Consider the following 19,106-nt stretch of genomic DNA (forward strand, 5'->3'; position numbering starts at 1 on the left):
CCCCCCTGGGTCGCTCCCCCTCACCGAACTTCTCGCGAACATATGAACGTGTCCTTACGGACGACGGCGGCCCGGCGCCCACTTCATTGTGGACGACGGGCCGTCGAGTTCTCGCGGCGAGCGCCGCGGCGTCAGCAGATCAGGCGTCTGCCGAAGCCTTGTCGTCGGACTTCTCCGCATCGCTGCCGGACGGGCCGCCGTCGTCCGTAAGGACACGTTCATATGTTCGCGAGAAGTTCGGTGAGGGGGAGCGACCATGGCGGAGGATGAGCGGGGTGGTGACGCTACCAGGGTCGGTGTCGTCGCAGACAAGCTCACCGTCGCGCACCGGCGTGAACCTGCTGGATCGGTCGACAACACCGTCGAGAGTCTCATCCGGTCTGCACCAGTTGTCGGCACGGCCGATATGTCGGTCCAGGAGGCGGCGCAACTGATGACCGAGCGCAACCGCGATCACGTGCTGATCCCGTTGCGAGACGGCGGTCTCGGAGTGCTCACGGACGCGATCATCCGTGAGCGAGTGGTGGCGGCAGGCGCATCGCTCGATACCCCGTTGACAGAGCTGATGCAGCGTCGGGCAACTGCGGTCGCGCCGCACGTCGCAGCAACCGATGCGCTCACCACGATCCTCGAGAACGACCTGACGGCACTGCCCGTCGTCGATGCGAAGGGAGTGGTGCGCGGCGTTGTCGCACCGTCGGACTTCGTGGCAGCGCCGGGAGGGCCGAGTGTTGCTCTGCGCGAGCAGATCTCACGTGCGCGCGACATCGTCGAATTGCAGGAGCGTGCGTCTCGGGTGCCCTACCTGATCGCTGATCTGGTCCGTCGCGAGCAGCCGGCGCATTCGGTCACCACGATGGCCTCGCTTGTCATCGATGCTGTGGTGCGTCGCGCACTCGAACTCGTCCTCGCCGCGCATCCCGAGCTGGACCCGACGAAGTTGACGTGGATGTCGTTGGGCAGCAACGCTCGTCGGGAGACCGTGCTGAGTTCCGACATCGACTCGGCAGTCTCGTTCTCCGACGACGTCAGCGACGAGCAGGTGAAGGCCTATCGAGTGGCCTTCGGCGAGGTCGACACTGTGCTCCGCGGCGCGGGCATGGCCGTCGACGACAACGGCGCGATTGCCTCGATGCCGTTGTTCTCGCGTACTCACGCGCGCTGGCGCGCGGCAGCGGAACGGTGGCTCGCCGAGCCGCTGGAGAACAAGGGCATGATCCTCACGTCGCTATTGATCGACGCTCGTCCCATTTGGGGCGATGAAGGACTCCCGGCGGTCGGCGAGGTGTTCGCCGACCTTCGACGACATCGGGGAACGCTGAATCTGCTGCTGGCAGAAGCTCTTGCCACCAGAGCGAAGATGCGGTCGATGCGTGATGTACTGACCCGCCGTGGCGACGACTTCGACATCAAGCAGCATGCGATCGGTCCCCTGGTGAACTTCGCACGCTGGGCGGCATTGTCGGTTGGGTCGCCCCAACTCGATACACGCGGTCGGTTACGCGCCGCGTCGGGAACCGAGTTGTTGTCGGACGACCAGGCAGACACCTTGATCGAGGTCTTCGAGATCCTGCAACGAATACGCCTCAATTATCAAGTCGCACAGTTCGATCGGGGTGAGGACGTGAGCGACGTGCTGGACATGAAACGGTTGTCGCCGCTCGACCGCAGCATGGTCGCGCAGGCGGTACGCGAGGTTGCAGGAGTCCAGCGCCGAGCCGCCAACCGCGCGCACTATCTGCCGGTAAGTTCGGTGTAGTGAGGTCTGTGACAAGGGGTCGCGCGCGGTGTGTCTGATTCTGTTCGCCGTCGACGCCGTCCCGAAATACGAGTTTCTCCTGGCCGCCAATCGTGACGAGATCTATTCGCGCCCGACCGAGGGGATTCACCGGTGGGGCGATGCCCCGATCATCGGTGGTCGTGATCTGACTGCGGGCGGCACGTGGATGGGTGTGTCGACGACGTTGCCGCGACGGATGGCAGCGGTGACCAATGTGCGCATCGGCGAGCCGAAAGTGCTGCCGGACAAACGATCGCGCGGCGACCTGCCCGTCGATTTCCTCAACGGCGAGGCAACTCCGCGGGAAGCGGCGAAGCATCTTGTGCAACACGCCGACGAGTACGCGCCGGTCAACCTGCTTGTCGCCGACGGCGTCGACGTCTGGTGGGCGACGAACGCTCCCGTACCCGACGCCAGAGCTGTGCCGCCCGGCTGGCACGGACTGTCGAATGGCGTGCTCGACAGCGACTGGCCAAAAGTGACCGACGGTGTTCGACGGTTCCAGCAGGTCGCGGCCGACTCGGACGGGCTGCCGGAGGACTACCTTGCGATGCTCGACGATCGGAGCCTGGCCGACCCTGCTCGGCTGCCCGAGACGGGCATCGATCCCGAGCGTGAGCACCAACTCTCGGCGATGTTCGTCGACATGGATGGCTATGGCACCCGGGCGTCGTCGGTGCTGCGCATGGGACGCGACGGCCGTGGCGACCTGACCGAGCGACGCTTCCGCGACGGCGAGCCGGTGGAGACGTCGACGTTGCGGTGGTGACGCGAGATGCAACCGCCGGGCCCGAGACGATCTCGGGTCCGGCGGTCTCGCGACGGAGGTCGTGGTCAGTTGGCGGCGAACGGATTCTGCTCGGCCGGGATGTCGAGCGCTGCGCCGACCTCGGCATTGAACAACGCGCCCGCGTGGGTGCTCAGGCCGCCTGCGAGTGCGGCGTTGTCGGCCAGCGCCTTCTCCCAGCCCTTGTCGGCGAGCTGCAGCACGTAGGGGAGCGTGGCGCCGGTGAGCGCCTGCGTCGACGTACGCGCGACGGTGCCGGGCATGTTCGCGACACAGTAGAACACGGTGTCGTGCACGGTGAACGTCGGGTCGTCGTGGGTGGTGGGACGTGAATCCTCGAAGCAGCCGCCCTGATCGATGGCGATGTCGACGAGCACCGCGCCCGACTTCATCTGCGCGACAAGGCTATTGGGGACGAGCACGGGCGCCTTCGCGCCGGGGACGAGGACCGCGCCGATCACCAGGTCGGCCTGCTTGACGGCCTCGGCGAGTGCCAGCGACGTCGAGTAGCGGGTGTGGACGCGGCCGCCGAAGCGTGCGTCGACCGCGCGCAGTTTCGCGATGTCAAGGTCGAAGACGGTGATCTGTGCGCCCATACCCATCGCGATGGTCGCGGCATTGACGCCACTGACACCCGCACCGATGACGACGACGTCGGCGGGCTCGGTACCGGGGACGCCGCCCATCAGCACGCCGCGGCCGCCTTCGGAACGCATGAGGTGGTAGGCGCCCACCTGGGGAGCGAGTCGGCCTGCGACCTCGCTCATCGGGGCGAGCAGGGGAAGCGAGCCGTCGGCGGCACGGACCGTCTCGTAGGCGATCGACGTGGTGCCCGACGCGAGCAGCGCGTCGGTGCAGGGGCGGCTGGCCGCAAGGTGCAGGTAGGTAAAGAGCGTTTGGCCCTCGCGCATGAGTCCGTATTCGGCCTCGATCGGCTCTTTGACCTTGAGCAGCAGGTCGGCCTGCTCCCAGACCGCGGCGGCGGTGTCGAGGATCTGTGCGCCCGCGGCCTTGAAGTCGGTGTCGTCGATGGCGGAACCGAGGCCTGCGCCCGCCTCGATGATCACATCGTGGCCGCGCTTGGTCAGCTCGGCGACGCCGGCGGGCGTGATGGCGACGCGGTATTCGTGGTTCTTGATCTCGGTGGGGATGCCGATACGCATCGGGTGCTCCTCGGAAGTGTTGGGGTGTGGTCATGTGCTGCGCGGCGGAGGCGCTGCTCTGCGCTGAACACCTACAAGCGTGAAGGAACGTCGAATAGTGCACAATGTTGATGAGGAAAGTTCTGCAATTTGCGGTTAATGGTGAAGAATCGTCAGATCGAGGAGTTGTGATGGCCACCACGCCGAAGGATGTTCGGGCAGTCGAGCTCGACGCGACCGATCGTGAACTGCTGCGCGTCCTGCAACTCGATGCGCGCATCCCCAACAGTGAGCTCGCGGCACGAGTGGGGATCGCGGCGTCGACAGCACACGGACGTCTCCGACGGCTCGTCGACGCCGGTGTGATCCGCGGATTCTTCGCCGACGTCGATCCGGCCGCGGTGGGACGGCCGTTGCGGGCGATGGTCGCCGTGAGCCTGCAGTCGGATGCGCGTGGGCAGATCCGGCAGTTCGTCGGCGAGATCGCACAGCGAGACGAGGTGATCGACGTCTTCTTTCTTGCGGGTGCCGACGATTACCTTCTGCACGTCGCGACCGCCGACACGGAGGCGCTGCGCACGTTCGTCGAGATGCTCAATGCCAGACGCGAGGTCGCAGGGACCACGACGTCGCTGGTCTTCGACCACCAGCGTGGCGATGCGCCGATCTACTGAGGGTCGGCACGAAAGTGCCGCCCACTAGACTCGGACAGGAAAGTTCGACCGAGCACGCGAGAAGAGGGAGCACCGATGAGTGACGAGATCAGGGTGGGCGTATTCGGCAGTGGGGGCAAGGTCGGGCAGGCCATGGTCGACGCTGTCGAGGCCGCCGAGGATCTCGTCTTCACCACGGGCGTCGACAAGGGCGACGATCCTGTTGCCTTCGTCGACACGGACACCTCCGTCGTCATCGACTTCACGCATCCGAGCGTCGTCATGGACAACCTGAAGTTCCTGATAGAGAACGGAATTCACGCGGTCGTCGGAACCACCGGCTTCACCGCGGAACGTCTTGCACAGGTGCGCGAGTGGTTGTCGGATGCACCCGGCGTAGGGGTGCTGATCGCACCCAACTTTGCGATCGGAGCCGTCCTGTCGATGCGTTTCGCACAGCAGGCGGCTCGCTTCTTCGACTCCGTCGAGGTCATCGAGCTTCACCATCCACAGAAGGCCGACGCACCGTCGGGCACCGCGTACCGAACCGCGGCGCTGATCGCCGAGTCGCGTGCCCAGGCGGGCGTCGGACCGAGCCCCGATGCCACGACCGAGGAACTGCCCGGTGCGCGCGGGGCTGTTGTTGATGGCGTGCGCGTGCACTCCGTCCGACTCGCCGGCCTCGTCGCGCACCAAGAGGTCCTCCTCGGCACGCAGGGTGAGACGCTGACCATCCGCCACGACTCGATCGATCGCAGTTCGTTCGCGCCTGGCGTGCTGCTCGGCGTTCGCCAGATCGGCACCCGACCGGGCCTGACCGTCGGACTCGACGAACTGATGGACCTGTAACTGCCGATGTCTGCCGAGCCGAGCAAGAAACAAGAGAAGGATCCGACGCAGCGCGATGCCCGCCCGATCGTGTGGATGATCGGTTTTCTCGTTGTCGCGATGATCGTCTACTTCGTGCTGCTCGGCAGGACCGGAGTGCAACTCATCGCGCACGGCGGCGTCGTGGCGGTGGGGCTCGGCATCGGTGTGTTGATCCTGCCGTTCCTCGGTGCGTGGCTGATCTGGTCGACGCTGCGTGCGGGTATCGAACATCAGAAACTTGCGCGGATCATGGCGCAGGAGGGGCGCGAACTCAACGTCTCTGACCTGCCGCGTCGAGCGTCCGGCCGTATCGAACGCGACGCCGCGGACGAACTGTTCGCACAGGTCAAGCAGGAGTGGGAAGCCAATCCGTCCGATTGGCACAACACGTATCGGATCGCACGTGCCTACGACTATGCGGGCGATCGCTCTCGAGCCAGAGAGATGATGAAACGTGCTGTGGCCCAGTTCCATGGTCGTGAAGATCGGCCCAGCGCATGAGCGACGCTGTCCGTGCGCTGTTGGATGCGGAGCAGCTCTGGGCCGACGCGCTCGCACAGGTCGGTCCGGCTGCGCTCGATCGCCGCAGCGGCGCCGATGGCTGGACCAACCGCGACCTCATCAATCACGTCACCGGCGGAGGCCATCGATACGCGATGCTGCTGGCCGGTGCGAGTGCCGCCGATGTCGAGACGACCAGGGACACCGACTACATCGTCGACGATCCGGTTGGTGAGTTCTGGTGCTACGAAACCATGCTGCGCGAGTCCGCCGCGGCCGCCGACCTCAGCGCTGCCGTGGATCATCGGGCCGGGCGACGCTCGGGTGACGACCTGCTGATCATGCGCGTCATGGATCTCGCGCTGCACACCCACGATCTCTGCGTCGGTATTGGAATCAAATGGGAGCCGTCGGACGCACTCGTCGAGTACCTTCTCAGCGGCGCGTCGCCTCTCATCGAACAGCTCAGGGGCCGAGGCCTTTTCGGACCTGCAGTCGAGTGCGCCGACACTGACTCGTCGAGCGCGGCCGATCGGCTCCTGGCGTTTTCCGGACGGACACGATGACCTCGGGGAGTAGATCATGAGTCGCCTGCTGATCGTCCATCACACGGCGTCGCCGCACTGCCAGGCGATGTTCGAGGCGGTGGTGGCCGGCGCGACCGACCCCGAGATCGAGGGGGTCGACGTCGTGCGCCGGGCCGCGCTGTCTGTGTCGACGAGTGACTTCCTCGACGCCGACGGCTACGTCCTCGGCAGCCCGGCGAACCTCGGGTCGATCTCGGGTGCACTCAAACACGCCTTCGACTGCTCGTACTACCAGATCCTTGACTCGACGCGCGGTCGCCCGTTCGGCCTCTACCTTCACGGCAACGAGGGGACGGAAGGTGCGGTGAACGCTGTCGACCGGATCGCTGCGGGGCTTGGCTGGGAGAAGGCCGCGGAGTACGTGATCGCGTCGAACAAGCCGGACAAGGCGGTCCTCGAGGCGTGCTGGGAGCTCGGCGCGACCGTGGCCGCGGGGCTCTCGGACTAGGCTCCCCGAGGCAGATCGACATCACAGACGCGGCTCGAATTGGCAAACGATGCTGGTACTTCAGCCGCATCTGCCGACTCGAGACGCGTGTGGAACGTCGAGTTTCGACAAGCGCCACCACCGCGCAGTTTGTGCCGACTTTGCAATGAACTACGACGAATCTGCGCAACTGCTGGAAGACTTGCGCAGTCGATCGTCGGTGAGTGCGGAGGGCGTCAATTGTGAGAGGTTCAGGCTCGTCGTGGCAGGCAGTGGCGTCGTGATGGGAGCGCCGGCGTGATCGCCACCGCCGTTGGAGATGTGTTGCCGATCGCGGTGACGGTCGCGATCAGTCCGGTCGCGATCATCTCGGGTGTCGTGCTCCTGTTGTCCGAACACGGCCGCGCCAAAGCGGTCCTCTTTGCTGTGGGGTGGATCGTCAGTCTGCTCGTCGTGACGGGCATCGCGGTCGCGGTGACCGACGTGGCAGAAGAGGATTCACCCGCCGCCACGGATGACGGAGTCAAGATCTTCACCCTGATACTCGGGGTGATATTCCTTGGACTCGCAGTGGTTGCCTGGCGAAAGCGACCCGCACCCGGTGAGCCGGCAAGCGAAGCGAAACTGCTGGCCAGGGTGACGGCGATGTCGGGGCTGTCGGTGTTGGGGCTCGGACTCATCGAGGCGGTGGCAATCGTGAAGAACGTGCCACTCAGTTTGGGCGCGGGGGCGCGCATAGCCGAGGACACCGGGAACCGGCCAGAGGCGTGGATAGTACTGGTGATCTTTGTCCTCATCGCCAGTCTCGGCATCTTGCTTCCGCTGCTCATCGCGGTAGCGGGAGGTCACCGGCTCGATCCAGCGCTGAACAACTTCAGGGAGTGGCTCGAGGCAAACATCTCGCCGATCACCATCATCACGTGTCTCGTCGTCGGCGTGTACTTCATCGGCAAAGCTCTCGCAGTGTTCTCTTGAGGCGGTTCTCACGAGGACTGGTCACTCCGTGGGTTGAGCCTCGTCGACGGTGTCGCGCAGTTCGGCGATGATCTGCGCCTGCCGGACCAGGAACAATCGTTCGTCGAGCTTCTTTCGACGCATCCACGTGGTCACCTCGGTATTGCACTTGCTGGCATTGCACGAGCGGCAGCACGGCACCACGTTGCTCAGGGTGTAGCGACCACCACGGGAGATCGCCAGCATGCAATCGCGTTGCAGCGCAACACCATCGGCGTGGCAGTACGCGCATCCGCCCCACGCCTCCTGAAGTGCTTCCCACTGGAGAGGAGTCAGGTCGTGTGACTTCGCCGCGACTCGTGACCTGCGACGTCGTGCGTAGCGGTTGGCGCGGGTACGCGGGCGGGGCGGCACGCGTCGAGCGTAGCCGGTTGTCACCACACATCACACGAGCCACACGCAACCCACAAGGGGTGTCGCAGGCACAGGGAGCAGGTGCGGCGGTCCTAGACTGGAAGTCGTGAGTACGGCCATCCGCGACCTCAGCTCGACAGAGACGATTCCGACGCCATACGAGGACCTGCTGCGTCTGGTGATGGACACCGGCACGCCCAAGGCCGATCGCACCGGGACCGGAACGCGCAGTCTGTTCGGGCACCAGCTCCGCTACGACCTCGCTCAGGGTTTCCCATTGATCACCACCAAGAAGGTGCATCTGAAGTCGATCATCTACGAATTGCTGTGGTTTCTGCGCGGCGACTCGAACGTGCGATGGCTTCAGGACAGGGGCGTGACGATCTGGGACGAGTGGGCCGACGAGAACGGCGAACTCGGCCCTGTCTACGGCGTCCAGTGGAGAAGCTGGCCGACGCCGTCGGGCGAGCACATCGACCAGATTTCCGCGGCGCTCGAGATGCTCAAGACCAATCCCGACTCGCGACGCAACATTGTGTCTGCGTGGAACGTGGGGGAGATCCCTCAGATGGCGCTACCGCCGTGTCACGCGTTCTTCCAGTTCTATGTGGCCGACGGCAAGCTGTCGTGTCAGCTCTATCAGCGCAGTGCGGACCTCTTCCTCGGAGTGCCGTTCAACATCGCGTCGTACGCGTTGCTCACGCACATGATGGCGCAGCAGGCTGGTCTCGACGTCGGGGAGTTCGTCTGGACCGGCGGCGACTGCCACATCTACGACAACCACGTCGACCAGGTCAACCGGCAACTCTCGCGTGAGCCGTATCCGTATCCGACGCTTCGGCTGAATTCGCGCGAGTCGATCTTCGACTACGAGTTCGACGACGTCGAGATCGTCGACTATCAGTCACACCCGGGCATCAAAGCGCCTGTCGCGATCTGATTCGAGAACCCTCCGTTCGTGTCCTCCGAACGGAGGGTTTCTCGCGGCCCGATTTTCAGTACCGATGGTATTGAAGTGTGATTTGTGTTACATCATCACGTGCCGAGCGGAGATCTGATGGGCCTAACCGCACTCTGCCGGTCTCGTTGATCGGGCGCACCGTGCGACCAACGGGCTGACTATCGAAGTCGGGTCGGGAGCGGTCGGCCCGATCGGTTGGTAACTACATATGGGATCGATTCTGCGTGTCTGCGCCGCGATGGTGTCGGCGATCGGTGGCGTCATCGGAGCTGTCTGGGCGGCTGCCGCCATGACGGTGGCGAACGCCGCGACCGTCACGGCGCTCATCATGGGTGGTACCTGGAATCCCTTGGTGGACTTCGGTCCTCAAGCGCAAACCGACGAGTTCGTCGACACCTATCTGAACCTCATCGCGTCGAACTACCTCGCGCAGGCCATTGGTGTTGACGCGGCCGACCTGAACAAGGTCGCCGTGTACACGCCGGAGGAGTTCGCGCCTTTCACCGCGGGCGACCTGAGTTTCGATCGTTCGGTCGCGCTCGGAGTGGTGAATCTGAGCGCCTGCATATCGGGTGCCACTGCGTGTCCGCGCAATCTCTCGTTCGGCACGCCCGCCGCGGGCGATCAGCTCGTCGTGTTCGGATACTCGCAGAGCACCAGGATCGCGGCGATCACCAAGCGGTCGCTGATCGACTACTTCTCGAGCGTCGGCTGGGCGTCGGCCCCCGACGTGTCTTTCGTTCTGGCCGCAGACGTGAACAGGCCCAACGGGGGGATCCTCGCGAGGTTCGCAGGATTGTCGATTCCGTTCCTCGGTATCAGCATGGACGGCGCGGCGCCGACAAACAGTTGCGTCGACGGCCAATGCCATTTCCGCACAACCGATATCAGTTCCAGTACGACGGCTTCTCGGACTTCCCGTCACACCCTCTCAACGTGATCGCCGACCTGAACGCGGTTCTCGGCATCGCTTATCAGCACGGCCTCTATCCGTTTGAATCACCGCTGGGCGCACCGGGAACCGTCGATCAGGGCGAGTACGGCGACACGCACTATTACATGATTCCGGCAGAGGTTCTGCCGATCCTCGTTCCACTGGTGGGGGTGCTACCCGCGACGTGGATCACCGCGCTGGACATGCCACTGCGGACCATCATCGAGATGGGCTACAACCGAGAGCTCAGCCCCGGGGAACCGCTTGCGGCGCAGTGGTTCCGGTTCTCGCCGGTGCGTGACGCCATCACACTCGCGATCGCCATGGCGACGGGCATCGACGACGCCGTCGCGCAGAAGACCGGAGATCCGTCCAACCGGCCGCTCGGCACAACGGCAATCAGCGGACCGTTCGGGGTGCCGGAGTTCAGCTTCCGTGGCTGGTTCGACGCCGCGCATCCCGGCAGTTCAGCGGGTTCGTCGCTCAGTTCGAATGTCGAGTTGTCGGCGACTTCCGCCGCCGCTGACCCGCCGACGGCTCCCGTCAGCGCCCGGGCGCGATCCGCGGTGGTGGACGATCCGATCTCGACGTCCGGTCAGCGCGGAACAGACGCGATGGCGCCGCAGGGCGTCGAATCGGGCGGGGCGTCGGCGAATGCGACACCGCCGACTGATCAGTCGGATTCGGACCCATCTGCAGCCTCGACGACGCCGCCACAGTTGACGCGGCCCAACGCACAACAGCAGGTGCATCCGGAGGGCGGAGCGAAACTTCCCGCGACGGTAGGTGACACGGCAGGCGGTGGCAGTCGACCGGGCGACGACGCGCCGGGTGTCGCCGCCACGGGAACGACGCCGTCTCGTGGTGTCACGGATGCCGGGAACAGTGCAGGGCAGGATGATTCGACGAAGGCCGAACGGGACGGATCGGCGCTGGGAGAGCCTGTCGGACCACGGCGGTAGTCTCTGTCCATGGCCACTGGCATCACACTCATCTGGGCGCAGGATCGTGTCGGCGCCATCGGGCGTCAGAACACGATCCCGTGGCGTGTCCCCGAGGACATGCGCCGGTTCCGCGAACTGACAGGCACCGACCCGGTCGTCATGGGACGAAAGACGTGGGAGTCGCTGCCCGAGCGATTCCGCCCGCTGCCGGAACGCCGCAACGTCGTGGTCACCCGGAACACCGATTACGTCGCGCCAGGGGCAGAGATCGCGGGCTCGCTGCGCGAAGCGCTGGATCGGATAGTCGGCGCCGTCACGGTGATGGGTGGCGGCGCGATCTACGAGGCCGCGATGGAACACGCCACGCGGTTGCACGTCACCGAGATCGATCTGCTCGTCGAGGGAGCCGACGCGTTTGCGCCCGAGATCGACCCGTACGGGTGGGAGGTCGCGGAAGCCACGTCGTGGGAGACGTCGTCTGGCGGGCTTCGCTATCGCTTCGTCGACTACTCGCGTCACCGCACGGCGTCGGATGTGCGTCGGGGAGCTTGATCGTCTCCGCGATGGCACCTCCCGAGCTCTCGGCCGCGCAGGCGGCCCGAATCGCCCTCACCGCACAGGGATTCGGTCCTCGACCTTCCGCGGGAACCGTGACGCGCAGGCAGGTGTCGCGGATCGTCGAACGCACGCGACTGATCCAGATGGATTCGGTGAACATCGCGGTGCGAGCGCATTATCTGCCGTTGTTCTCGCGGCTGGGCTCCTACGACCGAACCCTGCTCGACCGCGCCGCGTGGCATCCCGGGCGGTCCACTCGGATACTCGTCGAATATTGGGCGCACGAGGCCGCACTGATCCCGCTCGACGACTGGCCGTTGTTCGGCTGGCGGATGGAGGAGTATCGGGACGGACGGTATCTTCACACTCGAGAACTCATGCGCGACAACCGGGTTCTCGCAGCGGATATTCGGGCGCTCATCGGCGAAATCGGGCCGTCGACGCCGCGTCTGATCGAGAGTCATCTCGGGATCGAGCGTGAACCCAGCTCACCCGGCGGCTGGTGGAATCGCGGCGATGTGAAGCATCTGTGTGAGGCGATGTTCGCCTCCGGTGAGTTGTCGGCTGTGCGAGACGCGAACTTCGGACGCCACTACGACCTCACCGAGCGCGTCGTCGGCGAGGTCGCGCAGCGTCGCATCGAGAGGGTCGATGCGCACAGGCAGTTGGTGACGAATGCTGCTGCGGCGCTTGGCATCGCGACCGCCGCCGACCTTGCCGACTATTACCGACTCAAGCCCGCCGAGGTCCGCGACGTCGTCGCTGAGTTGATGGAAGACGCAGTGCTGCAACAGGTGTCGGTGCGTGGCTGGAAAGACGCCGCGTTTATGCACGCCGACACCGTGATTCCGCGTCGCATCGCGACTGCGGACGGGCGGTCGACGCTGCTCTCGCCCTTCGATCCGCTGGTCTTCTTTCGTCCGCGCGCCGAGCGGCTCTTCGGTTTCCGGTATCGCATCGAGATCTACGTCCCCGAACACAAGCGCGTACACGGCTACTACGTGCATCCCTATCTGCTCGGCGATGAGATGGTCGCGCGTGTAGACCTCAAGGCCGACCGCGCCGCGGGGGTGCTCCGGGTGCCTGCGGCCCACCTCGAGGAGGGGCGTGACGCAAGTATGGTCGCCGAGCGTCTCGCGACCGACCTCGCGACGACCGCGCAGTGGCTCGGACTCGACGGCGTCGAGGTCGGCTCCCGTGGCGATCTGGCCGGACGGTTGGCTCATGCCACCGTGAGGGCTTCGGCATGACATGCTGTTTCCGGCTTTGAGACAATCCAGCAGACATTCACCACGGCACACATTCACCGCACTGCGGAGTTCACGAGAGGTACCGATGACGGTCACGCACGACGGGCGCACCTACCAACTGGTCATGTTCGATCTCGACGACACCCTGGCACCGTCGAAGAGCCCCATGGACGACTCCATGGTCGAGGTCTTCGGCCGACTACTCGACCGCAGCATGGCGTGCATCATCTCAGGCGGGAACTTCGATCAGTTCCGGGTGCAGGTGCTCGACCGACTCGGCGACGGCGTGAATCGTGCGAACCTGCATCTGATGCCCACGAACGGCACGCAGTACGTGCGGTGGGACGGCTCCGAATGGAAGACCGTGTACGCCGAGTACCTCACCGACGACGAGAAGCAGCGCACCCTGACGACGCTCGAGACCGGCGCGAGAGAACTCGGCCTGTGGGAAACCGAGACGTGGGGGCCGGTACTGGAGGATCGGGGCAGCCAGATCACGTTCAGCGCGTTGGGGCAGGCTGCTCCCGTCGACGCGAAGAAGGCGTGGGATCCCGACGGCCGCAAGAAGGAGTCGCTGCGCGCGTACGCGGCCGAACGTCTTCCCGACCTCGAGGTCCGCAGCGGCGGATCGACGTCTGTGGACGTGACCCGCAAGGGCATCGACAAGTCTTACGGTGCGCGCCGACTGATGGAGATCCTCGACCTCACCGTCGACGACATCCTCTTCTACGGTGACCGGCTCGACGAGGGCGGCAACGACCGGCCGGTGATGGAGCTGGGCATCACGTCGATCAGCGTGTCCGACTGGACCGACACGCTCGCCAAGCTGACAGCGCTCCTCGACGAGTGAGCAGGGTCGGCGTGCTCACCGTTCGGTGACGCTCGGCCGATGCTCGCCGAACCCGACGATCTCCTCGATCTGCGTGGCCAGCGACACGAGTAGCAACTCGCTGTTTGCCGGTCCGACGAGCTGAGCGCTCTGCGGCAGGCCCGACCGATCCACTCCGATGGGTACGGCCGCGGCAGGGTTGCCGAGCACGTTCCAGGCCGCCGTGTACGACGCGGTCTCGGCGGCTGCGCGCAGAAGGCCCACGAAACCGTGCCGGTCGAGCTGTCCGGCCTTGACGGCAGTGGTAGGGGTGGTCGGCGTCAGCAGGACGTCGTAGTCGTCGAAGATCTGTGCAAGGAGCGTCTCAGCGATCCGCTCCGCACGTCGCTCGGCCCACCCGGCGCCCGCGTGGAGGACACGTCCGACACGGGCGATGTGTCGAGTGTTGCGCTCGAGCCTGTCCGGATATTCCACGCGCGCAGCCTCTTCGGAGACGCCCGACGCGGTTTGCACGGAGAAGACCCCCGACAGGAGCGGGTAGTCGGGATCGGATTCGACGACGGTGTGGCCGGCCTCGCGCAGGTGGTCGGCCAGCGCGCGTATCGCCGCGGCCGACTCGTCGTCGACCATGCCCGCCCGCATCGGATTGCGAAACGACAGCCGGATTCGCAGGCGTCCGGGCGGCGTGGCCGCGGCGTCGACGAAGGAGCCGGGGAGCGCAGCGGCATGAAACCTGTCCGTCGACGTCGTGCCGGAGATCACGTCGTAGATGAGTGCGCTGTCGGCGACGGTGCGGGTCAACGGACCCAGGGTGCCCAGCGCCCGCCACAGGTCGGGGTTGGGTGCCGTACTGACCCGCCCTCGCTGTGGTTTGAGTCCGAACAGACCGCACCAGCTCGACGGCAGACGGATCGACCCGCCGCCGTCGCCGCCGATCCCTGCGGCCACCATCCCCGACGCGACCGCTGCCGCGGTACCTCCGCTCGAGCCGGCGGGGGATCGGTCGAGGTCCCACGGGTTCCGCGTCCAGCCGTGTGCCGCCGTTTCGGTGAAGGGCCAGATACCGAACTCGGGCATCCGGGTCTTGCCGATGATCACAGCGCCCGCGTCGCGCAGGCGCGTGACCACCTCCGAATCGGCCCGTGCCGGCGTGGTCACCGACGCCCCACCAAATGCCGTGGGCACACCGCGCACGTCGTTCTCGTCCTTGATCGCGATCGGTACCCCGTGTAGCGGGCCCGCGGGGGCGCCGTCGCGCAGTGTGGCGTCGAGTCGATCGGCTTCGGCTCGCGCCTCGTCGTGGAGTACAGCGGAGAACGCATTGACTGCGGGGTCGAGGCGAGCGATCTCGGCCAGGCTGTGCTCGACGAGTTCGCGGGAGGTCACCTGGCCGTCGACGACCCAGGCGCGCTGGCTGTGGACAGAACTGAAGTGCAGATCGGGCATGGCACTCATCGTCCCCGCTCGGGCACGAGTACCGGCGAAGAAACTCCGCGGGTGCCGCAAGAGTGTTCTCGGACGACGGGGTGGTCGGGGCGTGGTGTTCGCGCTGATGGAGAATCATGGATGCCCACTAGGTGAGAGGAGGCGACATGTCGGACATGGTCCCGTTGAAGGTGCAGATGGTCGCCGCGACCACGTTCAACCCGCCCGAGGACGTCCCGTGGAGCACCGACGCCGACGGCGGCGAGGCGCTCGTCGAATTCGCGGGCCGCGCCTGCTATCAGAGCTGGGACAAGCCCAACCCGCGTACCGCGACCAACGCGGGCTACCTGCGGCACATCCTCGAGGTCGGCCACCTGTCGCTCCTCGAGCACGCGAATGTGACCTTCTACATCACCGGCATCTCACGGTCGTGCACCCACGAACTGATTCGGCATCGCCACTTCTCGTACTCGCAGCTCTCGCAGAGGTTCGTCCCCGAGCACGACTCAAACGTGGTCGCGCCACCGGCAATCGAGGGTGACGCGCACCTCGAGGCGTTGTTCACCGAAGCCACCGACGCGAGTCGCAAGGCATACGGCGAGCTGCTCGACGCCCTGGAGGCGAAGTTCGCCGATGTTCCCAACGCGATCCTGCGCCGCAAGCAGGCGCGTCAGGCCGCGAGGTCGGTGTTGCCGAACGCGACCGAAACCAAGATCGTCGTCACCGGCAACTACCGGGCGTGGCGACACTTCGTCGGCATGCGCGCCACCGAACACGCCGACGTCGAGATCCGTCAGCTCGCCGTCGAGTGCCTGCGCCAACTCATGGACGTCGCGCCGACCGTGTTCGGCGACTTCGAGATCGGCACGCTCGCCGACGGCACCGAGGTCGCCACATCGCCGTTCGTGCTCGAAGGCTGAGCAGCAGATCCCGCACGGCGTGGCCAATTGGTTCACGCTCCCGGCGCCGCGTGCTGATGTGGCCCGCTCGCTAGCGCTCCCGGCGCCACGTGCTGATGTGGCCCGCTCGCTAGCGCTCCCGGCGCCACGTGCTGATGTGGCCCGCTCGCTAGCGCTCCCGGCGCCACGGTAGCCTTGACCACCATGAACGCAGGAGCGCAGCAGCTGCACACGCACCCCTTCGGGACCAACGTGGTGGCAATGGTGACCCCCTTCCGCGCCGACGGCTCGCTCGATCTCGACAAGGCCGCTGAACTGGCAGATCACTTGGTGTCCAAGGGATGCGACGGACTCGTCGTCTCCGGGACGACCGGCGAGTCTCCGACAACCACGCCGCAGGAGAAGCTCGACCTGCTGCGCGTCGTACTCTCGGCGGTCGGCGACCGCGCCCGCATCACCCAGGGCGCGGGCAGCTACGACACCGCCGAGAGCATCCGGTTCGCCCAGGCCTCCGAGCAGGCCGGTGCGCACGCGCTTCTCGTCGTCACCCCGTACTACTCCAAGCCGCCGCAGGCGGGGTTGTTGGCACACTTCCGGGCCGTCGCCGATTCGACGTCGCTTCCGGTCCTGCTCTACGACATCCCACCGCGCTCTGTGGTCCCGATCGCCAACGAGACACTCATCGCGCTCGCCGAGCACCCGCGCATCAAGGGCGTCAAGGACGCCAAGGGAGATCTGCACTCGGCGGCAGGCATCATCGCGACGACCGGCCTCGAGTACCTCTCCGGTGAGGACGCACTGAACCTGCCGTGGCTCTCGGTGGGCGCGACCGGATTTGTCAGCGTGATCGGACATCTCGTGCCCGATCGTCTGCGAGACATGCAGATCGCCGTCGAGAAGGGCGATCTCGTCGCAGCACGCGCGATCAACACGTCGATACTCCCGCTGGTCAATGCGATGGGTCGCCTCGGTGGGGTGACCATGGTCAAGGCGTCGCTACGTGTTCTGGGCTTCGACGTCGGAGATCCGCGTTTGCCGCAGGTGCCCGCGACGGGCCCGCAGATCGAAGCGCTGATCACCGACCTGCGTGCGGCGGGGGTGCTCGCCTGATGGCAATCCAACGTCGACGTAGCGCCTCACGCCAAGCCGGACCTCCCACGCCGGCAGCGGAACGTCCGGTGCAGGCACCCGAGCAGAAGAAGGCGCCGGCCCAGGAACCTCCCGCTAAGCAAGCGCATGCCCAGCAAGCTCCCGCGCAAGAAGCTCCTGCCCAGCAAGCCGCCCGGCGTGAGACCCGCGGGCAGGATGCGCCCGCGCAAAAACAAGCACCAGCGCAGCAGAGTTCCAAGTCATCCGGCGAACAGAACCCGGGACGTGGTCGGCGTCGCGGCAGGCACGAGCGTCGCGACGATGCGCAAGCCTCGGGTAGCGGTAAACAGTCGGGGGCTCAAGGACAGGCCGGGCGTCGCGAGTCGATTCCCGTAGACCCGGCGATCGACCGGCTCGGTACGCCGCGCAAGCTGCCACGTGGCGGACTCCGCGTGGTCGCGCTGGGCGGAATCGGCGAAATCGGCCGCAACATGACTGTTTTCGAGTACAACGGGCGGCTGCTGATCGTCGACGCCGGAGTCCTGTTCCCCGAGGACGCGCAGCCCGGCGTCGACCTCATCCTCCCCGATTTTCGCTACATCGAGGATCGCATCGACGACGTCGAAGCGGTTGTCCTAACCCACGGTCACGAGGATCACATCGGCGCCGTGCCGTTCCTGCTGCGTTTGCGGAGCGATATCCCGGTCGTCGGTGCGAAATTCACTCTCGCGCTCGTCGACGCGAAGTGCAAGGAACATCGTCTGCGGCCCAAGCTCGTCGAGGTGCGCGAGGGCGATCGGCTCGACTACGGGCCCTTCGACCTCGAGTTCTTCGCGGTCAACCACTCGATCCCGGATGCGCTCGCGGTGGCCATTCGCACGCCAGCGGGTCTGGTGTTGCACACCGGCGACATCAAGCTCGACCAGCTCCCACTCGACAACCGCCTCACCGACCTCGCGGGCTTCAGTCGTCTCGGCGACGAGGGCGTCGACCTGTTCCTCGTCGACTCCACGAATGCCGAGGTCCCCGGGTTCGTGACGCCGGAACGCGAGATCGGCTCGGTTCTCGACCAGGTCATCGGCAAGGCCAAGCAGCGCGTGATCGTCGCATCATTCGCCAGCCACGTGCACCGCATCCAACAGATCATCGACGTCGCGCATGCCCACAACAGGCGTGTGACCTTCGTCGGGCGGTCCATGGTGCGCAACATGCAGATCGCCCAGGATCTGGGATATTTGCACGTGCCCGACGGCGTCGTCGTCGACATGGATACCGCCGCGACGCTTCCGGATCACCGGTTGGTGCTGATCTCGACCGGTTCGCAGGGCGAGCCGCTCTCGGCGTTGTCGCGGATGGCTCGTGGCGAACATCGTCAGATCAACATCCGCGCCGACGACCTCGTCGTGCTGGCGTCGTCGTTGATCCCGGGCAACGAGAATTCGGTGTTCGCCGTCGTCAACGGGCTCGCCAAGCGAGGCGCGACCGTGATCACTCAGCAGAACGCCAAGGTTCACGTCTCCGGGCATGCCTCGGCGGGCGAGCTGCTCTACCTCTACAACGCCGTGCGGCCCACCAACGCCATGCCGGTGCACGGGGAATGGCGTCATCTGCGCGCCAACGCGGCTCTCGCGGTGGCGACAGGTGTGCACCCCGATCGCGTGATGCTCGCCGAGGACGGCGTCGTCGTCGACCTCGTCGACGGTCAGGCGCAGATCGTCGGACGGGTGCCCGTCGGCCACGTCTACGTCGACGGACTGTCGGTTGGCGACGTGGGGGAGTCGACGTTGTCCGAACGTCTCGTCCTCGGGGAGGGCGGGTTCATCGCGATCACGGTCGCCATCGACGCCGCCACCGGTCGTGCTGTCAGCCCGCCCGAGGTCTCCGGACGTGGCTTCTCCGACGATCCGGAAGCGCTCAAAGAGGCTGCGAACCTGGTCGACCAGGCGCTCGATTCGCTTGCGGCAGAAGGGGTTACCGACGCGCATCGGATCGCCCAGACGATTCGACGAGTGGTCGGACGCTGGGTTGCCGACACGTATCGTCGACGCCCGATGATCGTGCCGACCGTGCTTGCCGTCGGTTCGTGACGGGCTGTGGTCGGT

General features: G+C 65.8%; 20 protein-coding genes. 17 read left to right on the plus strand and 3 right to left on the minus strand.

All coding sequences use genetic code 11. The features are described 5' to 3' along the window. The first annotated feature begins 256 nt into the window (after positions 1 to 256). Positions 257 to 1,759 (plus strand): putative nucleotidyltransferase substrate binding domain-containing protein, encoded by a 1,503-nt coding sequence (locus tag A5777_RS01955; RefSeq protein ID WP_064861454.1) that lies wholly within the window; start codon positions 257 to 259, stop codon positions 1,757 to 1,759. A gap of 28 nt (positions 1,760 to 1,787) precedes the next feature. After that, positions 1,788 to 2,549, plus strand: coding sequence for an NRDE family protein (locus A5777_RS01960; RefSeq protein WP_064861455.1), 762 nt, complete (start codon positions 1,788 to 1,790; stop codon positions 2,547 to 2,549). Between the two features lie 65 nt (positions 2,550 to 2,614). On the opposite strand, the gene ald is transcribed toward A5777_RS01960, so the two are convergent. Beyond that, positions 2,615 to 3,730, minus strand: coding sequence for an alanine dehydrogenase (gene ald / locus A5777_RS01965; protein ID WP_064861456.1), 1,116 nt, complete (start codon positions 3,728 to 3,730; stop codon positions 2,615 to 2,617). A gap of 170 nt (positions 3,731 to 3,900) precedes the next feature. Here ald and A5777_RS01970 point away from each other — a divergent pair, with 170 nt between their 5' ends. From A5777_RS01970 to A5777_RS02000, 6 genes are all read left to right on the plus strand, one after another. Then, positions 3,901 to 4,383: an Lrp/AsnC family transcriptional regulator gene (locus A5777_RS01970; RefSeq protein WP_064861457.1), complete on the plus strand. Its 483-nt coding sequence runs from the start codon at positions 3,901 to 3,903 to the stop codon at positions 4,381 to 4,383. Positions 4,384 to 4,458: 75 nt separating this feature from the next. Then, positions 4,459 to 5,211, plus strand: a complete 753-nt coding sequence (gene dapB / locus A5777_RS01975; RefSeq protein WP_064861458.1) for a 4-hydroxy-tetrahydrodipicolinate reductase — start codon at positions 4,459 to 4,461, stop codon at positions 5,209 to 5,211. Between the two features lie 6 nt (positions 5,212 to 5,217). Beyond that, entirely contained in the window at positions 5,218 to 5,733 is a 516-nt protein-coding gene (locus tag A5777_RS01980; protein WP_064861459.1) for a hypothetical protein, read from the plus strand. Further along, the gene (locus A5777_RS01985) at positions 5,730 to 6,299 is read left to right on the plus strand and encodes a maleylpyruvate isomerase N-terminal domain-containing protein (RefSeq protein WP_064861460.1); all 570 of its coding nucleotides are present in this window, start codon (positions 5,730 to 5,732) and stop codon (positions 6,297 to 6,299) included. Before A5777_RS01980 ends, A5777_RS01985 begins: the two co-directional genes overlap by 4 nt. A 16-nt stretch (positions 6,300 to 6,315) precedes the next feature. Continuing rightward, positions 6,316 to 6,768 carry a flavodoxin family protein gene (locus A5777_RS01990; RefSeq protein ID WP_064861461.1) on the plus strand — a complete coding sequence of 151 codons (453 nt, stop codon included), beginning with the start codon at positions 6,316 to 6,318 and terminating at the stop codon, positions 6,766 to 6,768. Positions 6,769 to 7,044: 276 nt separating this feature from the next. Further along, positions 7,045 to 7,722, plus strand: a complete 678-nt coding sequence (locus A5777_RS02000; protein ID WP_064861463.1) for a GAP family protein — start codon at positions 7,045 to 7,047, stop codon at positions 7,720 to 7,722. A gap of 21 nt (positions 7,723 to 7,743) precedes the next feature. On the opposite strand, the gene A5777_RS02005 is transcribed toward A5777_RS02000, so the two are convergent. After that, positions 7,744 to 8,115 carry an HNH endonuclease gene (locus tag A5777_RS02005; RefSeq protein ID WP_064861479.1) on the minus strand — a complete coding sequence of 124 codons (372 nt, stop codon included), beginning with the start codon at positions 8,113 to 8,115 and terminating at the stop codon, positions 7,744 to 7,746. Positions 8,116 to 8,221: 106 nt separating this feature from the next. On the opposite strand from A5777_RS02005, the gene A5777_RS02010 reads away from it, so the two are divergent. The 6 genes from A5777_RS02010 (at position 8,222) to A5777_RS02030 (ending at position 13,612) form a co-directional block, all read left to right on the plus strand. After that, positions 8,222 to 9,055 (plus strand): thymidylate synthase, encoded by an 834-nt coding sequence (locus A5777_RS02010; protein WP_064861464.1) that lies wholly within the window; start codon positions 8,222 to 8,224, stop codon positions 9,053 to 9,055. Between the two features lie 229 nt (positions 9,056 to 9,284). Continuing rightward, positions 9,285 to 10,016, plus strand: coding sequence for a PE-PPE domain-containing protein (locus A5777_RS25615; protein ID WP_269446979.1), 732 nt, complete (start codon positions 9,285 to 9,287; stop codon positions 10,014 to 10,016). Next, on the plus strand, positions 9,941 to 10,972 hold the full coding sequence (locus tag A5777_RS02015; RefSeq protein ID WP_269446980.1) for a PE-PPE domain-containing protein: 1,032 nt from the start codon (positions 9,941 to 9,943) through the stop codon (positions 10,970 to 10,972). Before A5777_RS25615 ends, A5777_RS02015 begins: the two co-directional genes overlap by 76 nt. Positions 10,973 to 10,981: 9 nt before the next feature. Beyond that, positions 10,982 to 11,506 carry a dihydrofolate reductase gene (locus tag A5777_RS02020; protein ID WP_064861465.1) on the plus strand — a complete coding sequence of 175 codons (525 nt, stop codon included), beginning with the start codon at positions 10,982 to 10,984 and terminating at the stop codon, positions 11,504 to 11,506. An 11-nt stretch (positions 11,507 to 11,517) separates the two neighbouring features. Beyond that, positions 11,518 to 12,762, plus strand: coding sequence for a winged helix-turn-helix domain-containing protein (locus tag A5777_RS02025; protein WP_064861466.1), 1,245 nt, complete (start codon positions 11,518 to 11,520; stop codon positions 12,760 to 12,762). A gap of 85 nt (positions 12,763 to 12,847) precedes the next feature. Further along, positions 12,848 to 13,612, plus strand: a complete 765-nt coding sequence (locus tag A5777_RS02030; protein ID WP_064861467.1) for an HAD-IIB family hydrolase — start codon at positions 12,848 to 12,850, stop codon at positions 13,610 to 13,612. A gap of 15 nt (positions 13,613 to 13,627) precedes the next feature. Here A5777_RS02030 and A5777_RS02035 read toward each other — a convergent pair whose 3' ends face one another. Continuing rightward, positions 13,628 to 15,037, minus strand: coding sequence for an amidase (locus A5777_RS02035; protein WP_064861468.1), 1,410 nt, complete (start codon positions 15,035 to 15,037; stop codon positions 13,628 to 13,630). A gap of 146 nt (positions 15,038 to 15,183) precedes the next feature. On the opposite strand from A5777_RS02035, the gene thyX reads away from it, so the two are divergent. From thyX to A5777_RS02055, 3 genes are all read left to right on the plus strand, one after another. Next, positions 15,184 to 15,936 (plus strand): FAD-dependent thymidylate synthase, encoded by a 753-nt coding sequence (gene thyX / locus A5777_RS02040; protein WP_049697148.1) that lies wholly within the window; start codon positions 15,184 to 15,186, stop codon positions 15,934 to 15,936. Between the two features lie 183 nt (positions 15,937 to 16,119). After that, a complete protein-coding gene (gene dapA, locus A5777_RS02045) occupies positions 16,120 to 17,025 on the plus strand; it encodes a 4-hydroxy-tetrahydrodipicolinate synthase (RefSeq protein ID WP_005204512.1) in 906 nt (301 codons plus the stop codon). Beyond that, positions 17,025 to 19,091, plus strand: a complete 2,067-nt coding sequence (locus A5777_RS02055) for a ribonuclease J (RefSeq protein WP_082933509.1) — start codon at positions 17,025 to 17,027, stop codon at positions 19,089 to 19,091. The genes dapA and A5777_RS02055 overlap by 1 nt, the downstream gene beginning before the upstream one ends. Positions 19,092 to 19,106: the final 15 nt, after the last annotated feature.

It is taken from the genome of Gordonia sp. 852002-10350_SCH5691597, assembly GCF_001665715.1.
Classification (GTDB): domain Bacteria; phylum Actinomycetota; class Actinomycetes; order Mycobacteriales; family Mycobacteriaceae; genus Gordonia; species Gordonia sputi.

Coding starts and splice junctions, on each gene's coding strand:
- A5777_RS01955 (WP_064861454.1), top strand. CDS start 257: ATGGCGGAGGATGAGCGGGGTGGTGACGCTACCAGGGTCGGTGTCGTC.
- A5777_RS02030 (WP_064861467.1), top strand. CDS start 12,848: ATGACGGTCACGCACGACGGGCGCACCTACCAACTGGTCATGTTCGAT.
- dapB (WP_064861458.1), top strand. CDS start 4,459: ATGAGTGACGAGATCAGGGTGGGCGTATTCGGCAGTGGGGGCAAGGTC.
- dapA (WP_005204512.1), top strand. CDS start 16,120: ATGAACGCAGGAGCGCAGCAGCTGCACACGCACCCCTTCGGGACCAAC.
- A5777_RS01990 (WP_064861461.1), top strand. CDS start 6,316: ATGAGTCGCCTGCTGATCGTCCATCACACGGCGTCGCCGCACTGCCAG.
- A5777_RS02055 (WP_082933509.1), top strand. CDS start 17,025: ATGGCAATCCAACGTCGACGTAGCGCCTCACGCCAAGCCGGACCTCCC.
- A5777_RS02025 (WP_064861466.1), top strand. CDS start 11,518: ATGGCACCTCCCGAGCTCTCGGCCGCGCAGGCGGCCCGAATCGCCCTC.
- ald (WP_064861456.1), bottom strand. CDS start 3,730: ATGCGTATCGGCATCCCCACCGAGATCAAGAACCACGAATACCGCGTC.
- thyX (WP_049697148.1), top strand. CDS start 15,184: ATGTCGGACATGGTCCCGTTGAAGGTGCAGATGGTCGCCGCGACCACG.
- A5777_RS01980 (WP_064861459.1), top strand. CDS start 5,218: ATGTCTGCCGAGCCGAGCAAGAAACAAGAGAAGGATCCGACGCAGCGC.
- A5777_RS01985 (WP_064861460.1), top strand. CDS start 5,730: ATGAGCGACGCTGTCCGTGCGCTGTTGGATGCGGAGCAGCTCTGGGCC.
- A5777_RS01970 (WP_064861457.1), top strand. CDS start 3,901: ATGGCCACCACGCCGAAGGATGTTCGGGCAGTCGAGCTCGACGCGACC.
- A5777_RS02020 (WP_064861465.1), top strand. CDS start 10,982: ATGGCCACTGGCATCACACTCATCTGGGCGCAGGATCGTGTCGGCGCC.
- A5777_RS25615 (WP_269446979.1), top strand. CDS start 9,285: ATGGGATCGATTCTGCGTGTCTGCGCCGCGATGGTGTCGGCGATCGGT.
- A5777_RS02015 (WP_269446980.1), top strand. CDS start 9,941: ATGCCATTTCCGCACAACCGATATCAGTTCCAGTACGACGGCTTCTCG.
- A5777_RS02035 (WP_064861468.1), bottom strand. CDS start 15,037: ATGCCCGATCTGCACTTCAGTTCTGTCCACAGCCAGCGCGCCTGGGTC.